The sequence below is a fragment of the Prevotella sp. AM23-5 genome, assembly GCF_003473645.1.
In the GTDB taxonomy this organism is placed as follows: Bacteria; Bacteroidota; Bacteroidia; order Bacteroidales; family Bacteroidaceae; genus Prevotella; species Prevotella copri_A.
In genome coordinates, this window is record NZ_QUCG01000017.1 from 1 (window position 1) to 14,134 (window position 14,134).

Sequence of the window (14,134 nt, forward strand, 5' to 3'; positions counted from 1 at the left end):
ATCAGGTATTTCAAGCGTGTGCTGACCGACGGTCCGGTTTCCCGTATCAACTTCTGTACCATCCCGGAAAGAGATATCGGCGAGGACATTCCCGTCTATGGAACCTATGATGAGGAATTCAGAAATTCTCTGAAACCTTACATCGATAATCTCTGTATGGCTTCGGGGCTGGTGGAATGCAAGGAGGCATTTCATCTTGCCGAGGTGCTGAAGGATGAGAATGCGGAATTCTCCCGTCTGTCGCAGGACAGAGTCTATGAGAATCTGAGCTTCCGTGCCAACGTAATCGGCTATCTGAAGGCATGTGTGCTCTATGTGGCGAACGGTTACCAGTGGGAGCCTGAGATTGAGGATTTCATCCGCTGGAGCGAGCGTTACGACATCTACTGCAAGATGCGTTTCTTCGGTGATGCCATCAAGAAGGCGGAGCGTGACGGTGATCAGGAAAGCAAGAAGGGACCTGCGAGCATCCTGGCATTCCTGCCCGACAAGTTCAGTTATCAGCAGGTAGAGACTCTGCGTCTGAAAAACGATATGAACGCCAAGGGTACTGCCAAAATGTTGAGAAACTGGCTGCATCGCGGGTATATCGAGAAAGAAGAAAGTGACTCAGTGACTCAGAAACTCAGTGACTCAGTTTATTTCAAGACCCATTCCTAGAGTGGGGAATGAATCGCATCAGGAAAATTTTCCTGAAAATAATGAACGAAAAAAAATCTATTGTATATGGAAATTGTTTTAGAGCGTATAGCGAAGAAGAATACTTATACCATCGGCCGACTGTATCTGTTGGCTGATGGTGATGTGAAGCGCAAGGTGCTTTCCGGCAAATCAGCTGGCGACAAGCGCAGTTTCGAACATACTTTCGACTTGAAGAAGTTGTCTAAGGACAACTACTTCTGTGACACCCTGGAGCCTACGTGGCGCAACCTGAAGGGGATAGCGCTGAAGCCCGAGGAAGTGAATGCCAAGTACAGCCGTCAGAGCGGCAAGGTGGCAAGAAAGATTCCGGGGCATACTGCCATCCCCGAGGGCTCGTATCGTGTGCTCATCACCAAGTCGCCCCATTTCAAGGAGTGGCTGCCGTATGTGCAGGGTGTGCCCGGTTTCGAGGGTATCCGCATCCATGCCGGCAACTATCCCGACGATACCCAGGGCTGCATCCTGGTGGGCGAAAATAGGGTGAAGGGCATGGTGGTGAACTCCCGCATCTGGCTCACCCGACTGAAGAAACGCATCCAGGCGGCTGAGAATCAGGGAGAAGGCATCTGGATTACCATCATCTGATTTCAGATTATCATCATCTGATTTTCGGTTATCATCATCTGATTTCGGATTATCATCATCTGATATCGCATAACCGTATGAAAAAAAAGCGGCAGCCGTATCTTCCGGTTGCCGCTTCCTTTACATTTATACGCTTTTACAAGCTTTGTCTCTTTTCCAAATCCTTATTCAGCATCCTCAGCCTTCTTGCGGCGGGAAATGCGCTTGCGCTTTGGCTTCTCATCTGTATTCGGAGTCTCGATCTTCACACCTGCCAACTCTGGGTCGATGAGGATACGGCCGCAGTACTCACAAGGGATGATCTTCTTGTGCATCTTGATATCCAACTGGCGCTGAGGTGGAATCTTGTTGAAGCAACCACCACATGCATCACGCTGCACGTAAACGATACCCAGACCATTGCGGGCACCCTTGCGGATACGCTTGAAGCTGGCGAGCAGACGTGGCTCAATCTTCTTCTCAAGCTCCAGGGCCTTCTCCTTCAGGCGCTCCTCCTCCTCGTGAGTCTCCTCCAGGATGTCTTCCAGCTCAGCACGCTTCTCTACCAGTCCGTGCTCCAGGTCAGCCTTCTTCTCCTCAGCCTTGTGGAGGTCGAACTCGCGCTCGCGCATCTTAGCCATACCCTCGCGGATCTTCTTGTTGCAAAGCTCGATTTCCAACTCCTGGAACTCGATTTCCTTGCTCAAGGTATCATACTCGCGGTTGTTGCTCACGGTATCGAGCTGCGCATGATAGCGCTCCAGGCTAGCCTGTGCATCAGCAATCTCGTTCTGCTTCTGGTAAACAGCATGGTCGAACTGCTCGATTTCGCGCTGGATGTTCTCAATACGAGTGGTGAGACCGGCGATATCATCTTCCAAGTCCTGAACTTCGAGAGGAAGCTCACCACGCAACTCACGGTTCTCGTCGATGCCCGACAAGGTTACCTGAAGCTGGTAAAGAGCCTTCAACTTCTCTTCAACTGTCAAATCTGTAGGATCTTTCTTTGCCATAATTTCTTTATTTTATCTTTAAACCTTATTTTTTATTTTATAAATAGATGATGGGATTGGTGTTGATCTCCGAGATGCAGCATTTGGCATCTGGGAAATGAGAGAGGATGATGCTGCGGAAGATTTCGCTGGTAAACTGCTCACTCTGATAGTGGCCGATGACACAGATCTGAATCTCCTGCTCATGACCGAAATACTCGTGATAGCTCATCTCGCCCGTGATGAAGGCATCGGCTCCTGCCGCAATGGCATCGCCAAGCAGGAACGAACCCGAACCGCCGCAGAGCGCCACCTTGCGGATAGGGCGACGCAAGAGCTGGTTGCACTGCACGCACTCCACACCAAAACGCTCCCTGAGCAGCAACACCAGGTCATCGGCAGCGATACCCTCGGCGAAATGATCCTTCACCTCAGCAGAAAGCTTGCCTTCCTGGGCAGCCTTCAGGATATCCCCGTCAGAGATCTCTCCTATTACGCCGCTGCCGCCCTTCACGCCATCCACTTCCTTCTCGCCACCGAAAAACTGCACGTTCTTCAGGCCCAGCTTCTCGGCAATCTTGAAGTTCACTCCGCCTGCCGCTGCATCCATGTTGGTATGCATGGAGACGATGGTAACATCATTCTTGATCGCCTTGCGAACGGTGCGCTGCACATAGTTCTCATCCGATATCCTGGAAAGCTTTCTGAAGATGAGCGGATGATGGCTTACGATGAGATTGCAGCCCTTCCGGACCGCTTCATCTACCACCGCCTCAGTGACGTCAAGACACAACAATGCCCCTGACATTTCTACCGCCTCTGTCAATCCAACTTGCAGGCCGGCATTATCATATCCTTCCTGCAAGGGCAGAGGCGCGTAATGTTCAAGGGCATCAACTACTTCTCTTATTTTCACGCTCCTAATATGTCTTATTTTATAATTTAGGCTGCAAAGTTACGCATTTCTCACGAAATTAGCAAGCGTTTCACTAAAAATTTTCAAAAAATTATGTAAGTTGCCGATTTTTTTAGTATATTTGCACGCATAAAACATTAAAAATACAAAAGCTTATGCATCACTCAATATTACCTTGCGATTTCGCACTTCCCGCAGAATGGGAACCACAGAGCGCCATCATGCTCACGTGGCCACACGGCGGAACGGACTGGAAGCCGTATCTGAGACAGATAACCAACACGTATCTGCAGCTCGCAGACATCATCACCCGCTACGAAGACCTGCTGGTGGTGACACCTATCCTGGAAAGCACCCAGAGAATGCTCGCCGAAAAGCTGTCGGAGGGACAGATGGACCGCGTTCACCTCTACGAGATGGATACCAACGATACCTGGGCGCGCGACCACGGACCTATCAGTATGGTTTCGCGCGGCAGACACAATTCGCACATCATCCCTATCCATCTGCTCGACTTCAAGTTCAACGGATGGGGCGAGAAATTCGCATGGAAGAAGGACAATGCCATCAATCTGCAGCTCTACTATCAGGGAGCCTTCAATGCGGCGCTGGAGAATCACCAGGGCTTCGTGCTCGAAGGCGGAAGCATAGAGAGCGACGGCAGGGGTACGCTCTTCACCACATCGCAGTGCCTGCTGGCACCTCACCGCAACCAGCCTTTAACACGCGAGAACATCGACAGCCTGCTCAGGAATTTCTTCCATGTAAGAAACGTAGTATGGCTCGACCATGGTAATCTGGTGGGTGATGACACCGACGGACATATCGACACCATCGTGAGAGTGGCTCCGCACGACACCTTATTATATGTAGGGTGTGATGATGCGGAGGATGATCAGTATGAGGATTTTCAGGCGCTGGAGAAGCAGCTGCAGAAGCTCTTCACCTACGAGGGATACCCTTACCGACTGCTGAAGCTCCCAATGCCGGATGCCATCTATGACGAGGGCGACAGACTGACCACAGACAGGAACAGCAAGGGCGACAGACTGCCTGCCACCTATGCCAACTTCCTGATTCTGAACGGCGCCGTGATTTATCCTACGTACAACCAGCCTGAGAAGGACGAGGAGGCGAAGCGACAGATTCAGCTTGCCTTCCCAGACAGAGACGTGATAGGAGTAGATTCGCTCACCATCATCCGCCAGCACGGAAGCATCCACTGCCTCACCATGCAGCTGCCGGAGGGGGCTATCAAATAAAGCATTCAAGTTTCGCAAGTAAGCTCCACACGCCCTGAACCAACGGTCACCGGCCGAAGGGAAAGGTAAAGGGCAGAAGCTATCAAGAAAGCACCACACGCCCTGAAAGGGCAGAAGCTCCTAGCCCAGGGCATCGCCCTGGGTAATTACGGACACAAGCTTGTCGCCCTGTAAGGGCAAAAGCTTCAAAATACTGGACAATATACAAAGCTTTTGCCCTTATAGGGCGCCTTATTGATTGCCATTATACCCAGGGCGATGCCCTGGGCTAGGAGCTTTTGGGCCTTCAGCCCGATCTTGAACCACATGCGAAAGTTCAGTAAAGTATTCAAGTTCGAAAGTTCAGAATTTTAAAAACAAAATTTCATGAAATTAGGATTATTACAACTTCACATTACGGCGGACATCGCCGATAACAAGACCCGACTCGCTGAGGGCATCATCGACCTGGCGAAGCGTGGCGCAGAACTCATTGTATTGCAGGAACTTCACAACACGCTCTACTTCTGCCAGGTAGAAGATGTAGAGAATTTCGACCTTGCCGAACCGATACCTGGTCCATCTACCGAATTCTACGGCAAGCTTGCCAAGGATCTGGGCGTGGTGATCGTTACTTCGCTCTTCGAGCGCCGTGCTCCGGGACTGTACCACAATACGGCAGTGGTGATAGAGAAGGACGGAAGCATAGCCGGAAAGTACCGCAAGATGCACATTCCGGATGATCCTGCCTACTACGAGAAGTTCTACTTCACCCCTGGCGACCTCGGATTCAAGCCGATACAGACTTCCGTGGGCAAGCTCGGCGTATTGGTGTGCTGGGACCAGTGGTATCCGGAAGCAGCCCGCCTGATGGCGCTGCAGGGCGCAGACATCCTGATCTACCCTACTGCCATCGGCTATGCCACCTACGATACAGAGGAGGAGCAGCAGCGCCAGCGTGAGGCGTGGACCACCGTGATGAGAGGTCATGCCGTGGCAAACGGTTTGCCGGTAGTGGCTGTAAACCGAGTGGGATTCGAAGCTGACCCAAGCGGTCAGACCGACGGAATCCAGTTCTGGGGCAGCAGTTTCGTGGCAGGTCCTCAAGGCGAGCTTCACTATCGTGCGAGCGATGATGAGGAAGAGAGTCTGGTGGTGGATATCGACCTGAAGCACAGCGAGGATGTACGCCGCTGGTGGCCATTCCTGCGCGACCGCCGCATCGAGAATTACGGCGACATCACCAGAAGATTCATAGATTAAGGTAAAAGAAGTTTTATCGATTAAGATAAAAGAGATTAGATTTCGGGATAATGGAGAATTTGGAAGTGATGGTGGTTCTGTTCATCATCGTGATTTTAGGTTACGTCGCCTGCAAGCTTGGCTATATGGGCGACAAGTTTGACAAGAAGCTGTCCAGCATCGTGGTAGATATCACCTGCCCGCTGCTGGTGCTCTCGTCTGTGATGGGAGATGAACTGCCCGACCGCACGCTCATTCTCCCGCTTCTGGGTGTAGGCTTCCTCACGTACATCTTATTACTGGTGTTCGGATTCGGGGTGCCTCGGCTCATCAGCAAGAACCATGACGACCAGGGAATGATCGGTTTCGCCCTGATGTTTGCCAACGTGGGATTCATCGGATATCCTATCGTTTCGAGCATCTTCGGCCCCAAGGCAATCTTCTACGCTGCCCTGCTCAACATGCCGAACACGTTTTTCATCTTCACGGCTGGCGTGATGCTCATCAAGGGCGAATACAGCGTGAAGCAGTTTAACCCGAAGGTATTGCTGAGTCCGGCTCTGATTGCGGCTGCCGTGGCAGCCCTGCTGGTGGCGCTGGGGGTTCATACGCCTGATGTCATCGCCCGTCCGGTAACGATGGTGGGCAACGTAACGGTTCCTGCCGCCCTGATGATTATCGGAAGCAGCATGGCCAAGCTGCCCCTCAAGGAGATTATCGGCAGCCCGAAGGTTTACGTTGCCTCGCTGCTCCGCCTGGTAGTGGTTCCGCTGAGCCTCTACTTCTTCTTCAAGGTATGCGACGTGAGCGATGTGGTGAATAATATCAACACCGTGGTGATTGCGATGCCTGTAGCTAGCTTCGGCACCATGTTCTGCCTGAAATACGGCAGGAACCCGGCACTCATCACAGAGCTGACATTCATCACTACACTGGGCAGCATCCTCACCATCCCGCTTATCACCCTGCTTTTCGGGTAGGGACAGGCGATGGGACAAAACCAAAATGCTACAACTTAACATTAAAAGAAAGTATGAGAAAAAATAAAATGATAAAAACCAGCCGCCTCCTGCTGCTCGCTATGGCGCTCGGAGGCTTTACTAATCATGCACTGGCGGCACCGATAGAACACATCGGCGACCGCTACATCATGCACGTATCAGAAATGGAACTCACAGGCGAGGAATCGCTCCTCGATGTGCTGATGATGTGCCCCGAAGTCCTTACGATAGACGGCAACAACATCATCGGCGGTGATCCTTTCGCCAATCTCTACGGCAAGTTCGTCATCCGCATCGACAACCAGGAATATGGTCTCGACTACGCTACCCTGCTCCATCATTTCAAGGCGAGGGAGATAGAGAGCATCAAGGTTTGCCAGAACTCTGAGGTGATGAAGGGATGCAGCAGTCTGAAAAAGGTGATTGACATCACCCTGCGCAAGGGTGAAAACGGAGTGAGCGGAAGAGTAGGTCTCTTCGGCGACACCTATGGCGGCGGAAAGGGCATCGTGAGCGTATTGAGCCAGCAGGACAAGCTGCGCATCCTGACCCACGTAGAGGGCAACATGCAGCGCACCTCCAACAACGACCTGGGTTCCTATGCCGGTGATGGCCCAAGCCTCATCAATCACTATTCGCACGAAGGAGCCAAGATGAACATCCTCTGGACTCCTACCGAAAAGGACATGCTGGAAGTGGATGCGATGCAGACCTACACCCGAAACCATATTACCGGTACGCCAGCCGACTATGTGCGCGCCTACCATCTTCAGGCAGACTATACCCGTCTGCTGGGCGAGAAGGGAGCGAGCATCCTCTTTACCCTGGGTGCCGAGAACATCAGCGACAACGGCGGAAATGCGGCAGATGCCAGTGCGGCACCTTATCGCAACCACGCTAACTATCCGTTTATGGTGGTGGAATATGCCACTCCGGTGATTTCAGAGAATCTCTGGCTTACAGCCGGTTTCGAGGGTGGACTGTCTATCGAGAAGAACTGTGTGGCTGATTACACCAACCACTCCAACTATCAGGATCTGTATGCGCAGCTGGATTATACCATCGGCAAATGGGGCTTCATGGTGGGCGACCGATTCCGCACCATCAATTTCCGTCCGAAACAGATTGCCACTGAAAAGAACTGGAAGCATAGTACCCACAACCATAGCTACACGGTGAGCATATATCACAACTTTGCACCGGGCCATACCCTGCAGGGCACATTCTGCCGCCGAATCTTCAATGCCGATTTTGGCGATTTCATTACTGCTGGCGATATGGAGGGGGCTTGGCGTCCATACTACACCAAGGACATCAGCGAGCGCCTCGCCTACGTGGCTGAGCTGAAGCACACCTACAGCAAGCCGAATCTCGTGGTAAGCAGTTCTATCAAGAATATCCATCAGGATCTTCCGGGTATAGATCGCGACAACACACTGGGCATCGGAACTACTGCCTTCTGGCATAAGGGAATGCTGAGGATCACCGCCGGAGTGAATTACTTCTGGGAAAAGGCTGAGATTTTCGGAGGAGAAGAAGGTATGAACTCTAAAACCAGCAAATACAGCAATTTTGCGATATTCAAGCTGGCTCCGCAGTTGTCATTGCCTGCTGGCTGGCGCCTGACATCCAATATGATCTGGTGCACACGTCGCCACACGCTTACACCAGCCTATACGCCAGCCAATCTCTATGCCGAGGTAGCCGTATATAAGAACATTGGCAAGCATCTTACCCTGGAAGGCAGGTTCCACGATATTGCCGGTCAGCATTTCGGCAACCGTGCAGCCACCATGGGTTTCACCTATTACTTCTAGTTTTTTTCGGAAACAATTCGGAAACAATTCGGAAAACATCAGGAAAGAACAATCATAAAATGATAATCCCGACTCTCCAAGAAAAAGGAGGGTCGGGATTCTCTTTATATAATATTTATGAACTTATAATCGTATGTTGATCCTAAAAACATTTATGTTGATAATCTCTCTTTACTAAATCTTATGATCTTATGTTGAATCTCTCTCAACTATATCTTATAATCTTATGCTGAATCTCTCTCAACTATATCTTATGCTGATAACTCTCTTTATAGAGAATCTCTCTGATATTCATTAAAAAACTATGTTGATATGACCAGGATACTAACCCAACAATCTTTTCTTATCTTTCTTATATTTATTATCTTTAGATGAGCGGCATTCCAGCCTTCTCACATTCTTTTCTCATATCTTCCGGCCAGATACTAGCCTGAATCTCGCCGATGTGCGCCTTGTGGAGCAGCACCATACAGAGACGGCTCTGACCGATACCACCACCGATACTCAATGGCAACTTGTCGTTCAGGAGCTGCTGGTGGAAATAGAGCTTCTCTCTATCTTCCTTGCCTTCCAGCTTCAACTGGCGAAGCAGGCTCTCCTTATCAACACGGATACCCATAGAGCTCAGCTCGAAGCTTCTGCCCAACACCGGATACCAAATCAGGATATCACCATTCAATCCCTCCTTGCCATTCTCGGCTATGGTACTCCAGTCGTCATAGTCAGGAGCACGGCCATCATGCTTCTTTCCATCGCTCAACTTTCCGCCGATACCCTCTACAAATACGGCGCCATATTTCTTGCAGATAGCATCCTCGCGCTCCTTAGGAGTCTTGTCTGGATACATATCGAGCAAATCCTGCGCATGGATAAAATGAATCTCCTTTGGCAGGAAAGGCTTCAGCTGCGGATAGTGCTCGCAAGCCAGGAACTCGGTGCGGAGGATGGCTGCATAGATGCGGCGAACCACATCTTCAAGGAATGAAATGGTGCGGTCTTCCTTGGTAATCACAGCCTCCCAGTCCCACTGGTCCACATAGAGCGAATGAAGATTATCAAGCTCCTCATCGGCACGGATGGCGTTCATATCGGTATAGACACCATAGCCCGGCTCTATCTCATATTCTGCCAGGGTCAAGCGCTTCCATTTAGCCAGAGAGTGAACCACCTCAGCCTTTGCATCACCCAAATCCTTGATAGGGAAAGTTACAGGGCGCTCCACTCCATTCAGGTCGTCATTGATACCCAAACCCTTCAATACGAAGAGAGGGGCGGTGACACGGCGCAAGCGCAACTCTGTGGACAGGTTCTGCTGGAAGAACTCTTTTATCATTTTGATACCCATTTCGGTCTGGCGCATATCCAGCAGCGCCTCATACCCTTCGGGTTTTATCAGATTACTCATTTTATCTATTATATATCGTTTATAGTTTCTTATTTTACTGTTTATCTTACTTTCACGCTGCAAAGATACAAATTTATTATTAATCTGCAAGCGTTTTTCGAAAATATTTCGCAAAATGATAGCATTTTTTAGATTTTAAGTATCATTTTGTAGAGAAATTCACCGCATTTTCTCCCTATACATTATATATATAGAAAAAAAATGAGCCAAATATTTGGTTATTCGAAATAAAAAATGTACTTTTGCAGTCAATTACTCCTAAAGGGTAGGCGGCGTTTGCCGATTAATCGCCATTTCTGGTCTCGTAGCTTAGTTGAATAGAGCGTCAGATTCCGGTTCTGAAGGTCGTGGGTTTGAGTCCCACCGAGATCACTACTACATTAAAATTTAATTTAAGAACATGGATTTAGTAGAACGTTTCATAAACTATACAAAATTCGACACACAGTCGAGCGAAGACTCTGAAAGTGTGCCAAGCACGGCAAAACAGTTGGATTTTGCCAAGTACCTGAAGCACGAACTGGAGGAAGAAGGTCTGAGCGACGTAGAGATGGACGATATGGGCTACATCTACGCCACCCTGAAGGGCAATACCAAGAAAAAGACTCCTACCATCGGCTTCATCTCTCACATGGACACCAGTCCTGATGCCAGCGGAAAAGACATCAAGGCACGCGTCATCAAGAACTACGACGGCGAGGATATCGAACTCAGTCCGGGCATCATCTCCAGCGTAGAAAAATTCCCAGAACTCAAGGCGCACAAGGGCGAGGACATCATCGTAACTGATGGAACTACCCTGCTCGGTGCAGACGACAAGGCGGGCATCGCTGAAATCGTACAGGCAATGTGCTACCTCCGCGACCATAAGGAAATCAAGCACGGAGACATCCGCGTGGGCTTCAACCCAGACGAGGAAATCGGCATGGGCGCCCATCACTTCGATGTAGAGAAGTTTGGCTGCGACTGGGCTTACACCATCGACGGCGGCGACCTGGGCGACCTGGAATACGAGAACTTCAATGCTGCTGCTGCCAAGATCTACATCAAGGGCGTGAGCGTGCATACAGGCTATGCCAAGGGCAAGATGATCAACGCAAGCCGACTGGCTGTGGAATTCCAGAACATGATTCCTGAGGCAGAAACACCTGAGCAGACCGAAGGTTACCAGGGCTTCTATCACCTGCTCGGCATCGAAAGCCGCTGCGAGGAAGCCAAGCTCAGCTACATCATCCGCGACCACGACCGACAGAAATTTGAGGCGCGCAAGGATTTCATCGAAGACTGCGTGAAGAAGATGAACGAGAAGTACGGTGAGGGAACTGTTACGGCAGAAATCTACGACCAGTACTACAACATGAAGGAGAAAATTGATCCAAACATGCATGTCATCGACATCGTGCTCCGTGCCATGCAGGAGAGTGGTGTTCCACCTCGCGTAGAGCCTATCCGTGGCGGTACAGATGGTGCGCAGCTCAGCTTCAAGGGTCTTCCTTGTCCAAACATCTTTGCCGGTGGCGTCAACTTCCACGGTCCTCACGAATTCGTGAGCGTACAGGTGATGCAGAAGGTAGTGGATACCATCGTGAAGATTGCGGAAATCACAGAAGAGTATAACGACTAATATATATGGGGAATTTAGGAGAAATCTAAATTCCCCATTTTCATAAACTGACTATTTTTTAGAAAGAACATCATTTTCATAAAAAGAAAAATATGGCAGAAATTCCCTATTTAGTAAAAGACCTCGCCCTCATCCTGATGGTGGCTGGCATTGTTACCCTCATCTTCAAGCGGCTCAAGCAGCCCCTGGTGCTGGGTTACATCGTGGCGGGCTTCCTCGTGTCGCCCCACATGCCATATACCATGTCGGTGATGGACGAGACGGATATCCAGACCTGGGCAGACATCGGTGTCATCTTCACCCTCTTCTCGCTCGGTCTCGATTTCTCCTTCAAGAAAATCGTGAAGATGGGAGCCTCGCCCATCATCGCCTGCATCGTCATCGTCTTTTCCATGATGATGCTGGGCATCAGCGTGGGTCACAGCTTCGGCTGGGGCAGGATGGACTGCATCTTCCTGGGTGGTATGCTCGCCATGAGTTCCACCACCATTATATATAAGGCTTTCGACGATATGGGACTACGGCAGCAGAAATTTGCCTCCATGGTGATGAGCGTGCTCATCCTGGAAGACATCCTTGCCATCGTGATGATGGTGATGCTTTCCGCCATCGCCGGAGGCAACAATCCGGATGGCGAACAGATGTTCACATCGGTACTGAGGATTGGCTTCTTCCTGGTATTATGGTTTATCGTGGGCATCTTTGCCATCCCACTCTTCCTGCGCTCAGTCAGGAAGTTCATCAATGGTGAAACCCTGCTCATCGTTTCCCTGGGACTGTGCTGCGGCATGGCGGTATTATCTACCAAGGTAGGTTTTTCGAGCGCTTTCGGAGCCTTCGTCATGGGTAGCATCCTGGCAGAAACCATTGAGGCTGAGAAGATTATCAAGCTTGTAGAACCGGTAAAGAATCTCTTCGGAGCCATCTTCTTCGTATCGGTAGGTATGCTGGTAGATCCCAACATTCTGGTAGAATATGCCGTTCCTATCCTCGCCCTCGTGGCAGCCATTCTGATAGGACAGGCAACATTGGGAACCTTCGGATTTATGCTGGGCGGTGAATCGTTGAAGTCGGCGATGCGCTGCGGATTCTCGATGGCGCAGATTGGCGAGTTCTCCTTCATCATCGCCTCGCTGGGATTGTCGCTGGGAGTTATCAGCAACTTCCTCTATCCGGTAGTGGTGGCAGTTTCAGTCATCACCACCTTCCTCACCCCTTATATGATCCGACTGGCGCAGCCTTCCTATCAGCTGATGGAGAAGCATCTGCCTAGCAAATTCATCAATATTCTGAACCATTTTGCGATGAGCCGCCCCTCTACCCAACAGCAGAGCAAGTGGAAATCGCTGATTCGGCAGATGGTCATCAATACCGTGGCATACTCCATCCTTTCGGCTGCGGCGATAGCGATGATGTTCACCTTCGTCTTGCCTCTGATGCGCAATATGCTGCCAGGCTGGAATCTCCACTGGTATGCCAACGCCATCACGGGTCTGCTCACCATCGTACTCATCTCGCCTTTCCTGCGAGCCATCGTGATGAAGAAGAATCACAGCCAGGAATGGAAGCGACTGTGGGTGGAGAGCAGCATCAACCGCATTCCGCTGCTCTTCACGATATTCGTGAGATACGTCATTGCCCTGGGCTTCATCTTCTACATCATCAACTATCTGTCCCGATTCACCAATGCGCTGATGGTATGCATCGGAGCCGTGATTGTACTGCTGATGTTGGGTTCACGCCGCATCAAGAAACGAAGCATCGTGATGGAGCGCCTCTTCCTGCACAACCTGCGTTCGCGCGATATTGCCGCACAGGTAAACGGCGAAAAGCGCCCGCTCTACGAGGGTCATCTGCTGGATAGAGATATCCATATCAGTGAAATCGAGGTACCGGAAGACAGCATCTGGTGTGGCAAATCACTGAAGGAACTGCACCTCCGCCAGCGTTTCGGCATCGATATGAGCAGCATCCGAAGGGGGTCGCAGCGCCTGAACATCCCAAATGGCGACACCGTGATATTCCCTGGCGACAAACTTCAGATCATCGGTAACGACGATCAGGTACACAAGTTTGCCCAGGCGCTCACCACCGAGCTGGCACCGGAAGACCTGGAGATAGAGAAGCGGGAGATGAAGCTCCGCCAGCTCATCATCAGCGGCGGCAGCGAATTTCTGGGAAAGACGCTGGAAGAGAGCGGAATCCGCAACAAGTACAACTGTATGGTTGTAGGATTGGAAGAGGGTCAGGAGAACCTTACCCACATTCTCCCTTCCCGCGTTTTCGAAAAGGGCGACATCATCTGGCTGGTAGGCGAAGAAGCCGACCTGCAGAAGATTCAGAAAAAGAGCTAATAATAACCAGCAGAAGATTCAGGAAAAGAGTTAAAATTAACCTGCAGAAAAATCTGTCTAAACTCAGAAAAGGTTGCCCCATACGCCCTGAAAGGGCAGAAGCTCCTAGCCCAGGGCAACGCCCTGGGGATTGTTGGTTTTAAAGAAATCGCCCTGTAAGGGCAAAAGCTTTATTATGCTGTTTTTAAAGCTTTTGCCCTTACAGGGCGCCTTGCTGATTGCCATTATACCCAGGGCGATGCCCTGGGCTAGGAGCTTTTGGGCCTTCAGCCCGTA

At 50.5% G+C, this 14,134-nt stretch carries 10 protein-coding genes, 1 tRNA gene and 1 pseudogene; 9 read left to right on the forward strand and 3 right to left on the reverse strand.

Annotated elements, in window-relative coordinates:
• A pseudogene (locus DW657_RS17685) lies at window positions 1–660 on the forward strand (hypothetical protein); the annotation flags it as partial.
• Between the two features lie 66 nt (window positions 661–726).
• Window positions 727–1,287: a DUF5675 family protein gene (locus DW657_RS05950; protein ID WP_118311778.1), complete on the forward strand. Its 561-nt coding sequence runs from the start codon at window positions 727–729 to the stop codon at window positions 1,285–1,287.
• Window positions 1,288–1,451: 164 nt separating this feature from the next.
• Here DW657_RS05950 and DW657_RS05955 read toward each other — a convergent pair whose 3' ends face one another.
• Together DW657_RS05955 and DW657_RS05960 are read right to left on the reverse strand one after the other, a co-directional pair.
• Window positions 1,452–2,279, reverse strand: a complete 828-nt coding sequence (locus DW657_RS05955; protein WP_089543537.1) for a zinc ribbon domain-containing protein — start codon at window positions 2,277–2,279, stop codon at window positions 1,452–1,454.
• Window positions 2,280–2,316: 37 nt separating this feature from the next.
• Window positions 2,317–3,174, reverse strand: coding sequence for a Nif3-like dinuclear metal center hexameric protein (locus DW657_RS05960; protein ID WP_118311779.1), 858 nt, complete (start codon window positions 3,172–3,174; stop codon window positions 2,317–2,319).
• Between the two features lie 155 nt (window positions 3,175–3,329).
• On the opposite strand from DW657_RS05960, the gene DW657_RS05965 reads away from it, so the two are divergent.
• The 4 genes from DW657_RS05965 (at window position 3,330) to DW657_RS05980 (ending at window position 8,475) form a co-directional block, all read left to right on the forward strand.
• Window positions 3,330–4,436, forward strand: coding sequence for an agmatine deiminase family protein (locus DW657_RS05965; RefSeq protein WP_117662889.1), 1,107 nt, complete (start codon window positions 3,330–3,332; stop codon window positions 4,434–4,436).
• Window positions 4,437–4,802: 366 nt separating this feature from the next.
• Window positions 4,803–5,678 (forward strand): carbon-nitrogen hydrolase, encoded by an 876-nt coding sequence (locus DW657_RS05970; RefSeq protein WP_118311780.1) that lies wholly within the window; start codon window positions 4,803–4,805, stop codon window positions 5,676–5,678.
• A gap of 50 nt (window positions 5,679–5,728) precedes the next feature.
• Window positions 5,729–6,637, forward strand: a complete 909-nt coding sequence (locus DW657_RS05975) for an AEC family transporter (protein ID WP_118311781.1) — start codon at window positions 5,729–5,731, stop codon at window positions 6,635–6,637.
• A 53-nt stretch (window positions 6,638–6,690) separates the two neighbouring features.
• Window positions 6,691–8,475 carry a hypothetical protein gene (locus DW657_RS05980; RefSeq protein WP_147381893.1) on the forward strand — a complete coding sequence of 595 codons (1,785 nt, stop codon included), beginning with the start codon at window positions 6,691–6,693 and terminating at the stop codon, window positions 8,473–8,475.
• A 367-nt stretch (window positions 8,476–8,842) separates the two neighbouring features.
• On the opposite strand, the gene asnA is transcribed toward DW657_RS05980, so the two are convergent.
• On the reverse strand, window positions 8,843–9,880 hold the full coding sequence (gene asnA, locus DW657_RS05985) for an aspartate--ammonia ligase (protein WP_118311783.1): 1,038 nt from the start codon (window positions 9,878–9,880) through the stop codon (window positions 8,843–8,845).
• 298 nt (window positions 9,881–10,178) lie between these two features.
• Here asnA and DW657_RS05990 point away from each other — a divergent pair.
• The 3 genes from DW657_RS05990 (at window position 10,179) to DW657_RS06000 (ending at window position 13,858) form a co-directional block, all read left to right on the forward strand.
• Window positions 10,179–10,252: transfer RNA gene (locus DW657_RS05990), tRNA-Arg, on the forward strand.
• A gap of 28 nt (window positions 10,253–10,280) precedes the next feature.
• Window positions 10,281–11,504, forward strand: a complete 1,224-nt coding sequence (pepT, locus tag DW657_RS05995; protein WP_117662899.1) for a peptidase T — start codon at window positions 10,281–10,283, stop codon at window positions 11,502–11,504.
• A gap of 92 nt (window positions 11,505–11,596) precedes the next feature.
• The gene (locus DW657_RS06000) at window positions 11,597–13,858 is read left to right on the forward strand and encodes a cation:proton antiporter (RefSeq protein ID WP_118311784.1); all 2,262 of its coding nucleotides are present in this window, start codon (window positions 11,597–11,599) and stop codon (window positions 13,856–13,858) included.
• The last annotated feature ends 276 nt before the right edge of the window (window positions 13,859–14,134 follow it).

Excerpts from the sequence above, each read along its gene's own strand:
- DW657_RS05980 (WP_147381893.1), top strand. The coding sequence starts at position 6,691 with ATGAGAAAAAATAAAATGATAAAAACCAGCCGCCTCCTGCTGCTCGCT.
- asnA (WP_118311783.1), bottom strand. The coding sequence starts at position 9,880 with ATGAGTAATCTGATAAAACCCGAAGGGTATGAGGCGCTGCTGGATATG.
- DW657_RS05975 (WP_118311781.1), top strand. The coding sequence starts at position 5,729 with ATGGAGAATTTGGAAGTGATGGTGGTTCTGTTCATCATCGTGATTTTA.
- DW657_RS05950 (WP_118311778.1), top strand. The coding sequence starts at position 727 with ATGGAAATTGTTTTAGAGCGTATAGCGAAGAAGAATACTTATACCATC.
- DW657_RS05970 (WP_118311780.1), top strand. The coding sequence starts at position 4,803 with ATGAAATTAGGATTATTACAACTTCACATTACGGCGGACATCGCCGAT.
- pepT (WP_117662899.1), top strand. The coding sequence starts at position 10,281 with ATGGATTTAGTAGAACGTTTCATAAACTATACAAAATTCGACACACAG.
- DW657_RS06000 (WP_118311784.1), top strand. The coding sequence starts at position 11,597 with ATGGCAGAAATTCCCTATTTAGTAAAAGACCTCGCCCTCATCCTGATG.
- DW657_RS05965 (WP_117662889.1), top strand. The coding sequence starts at position 3,330 with ATGCATCACTCAATATTACCTTGCGATTTCGCACTTCCCGCAGAATGG.
- DW657_RS05955 (WP_089543537.1), bottom strand. The coding sequence starts at position 2,279 with ATGGCAAAGAAAGATCCTACAGATTTGACAGTTGAAGAGAAGTTGAAG.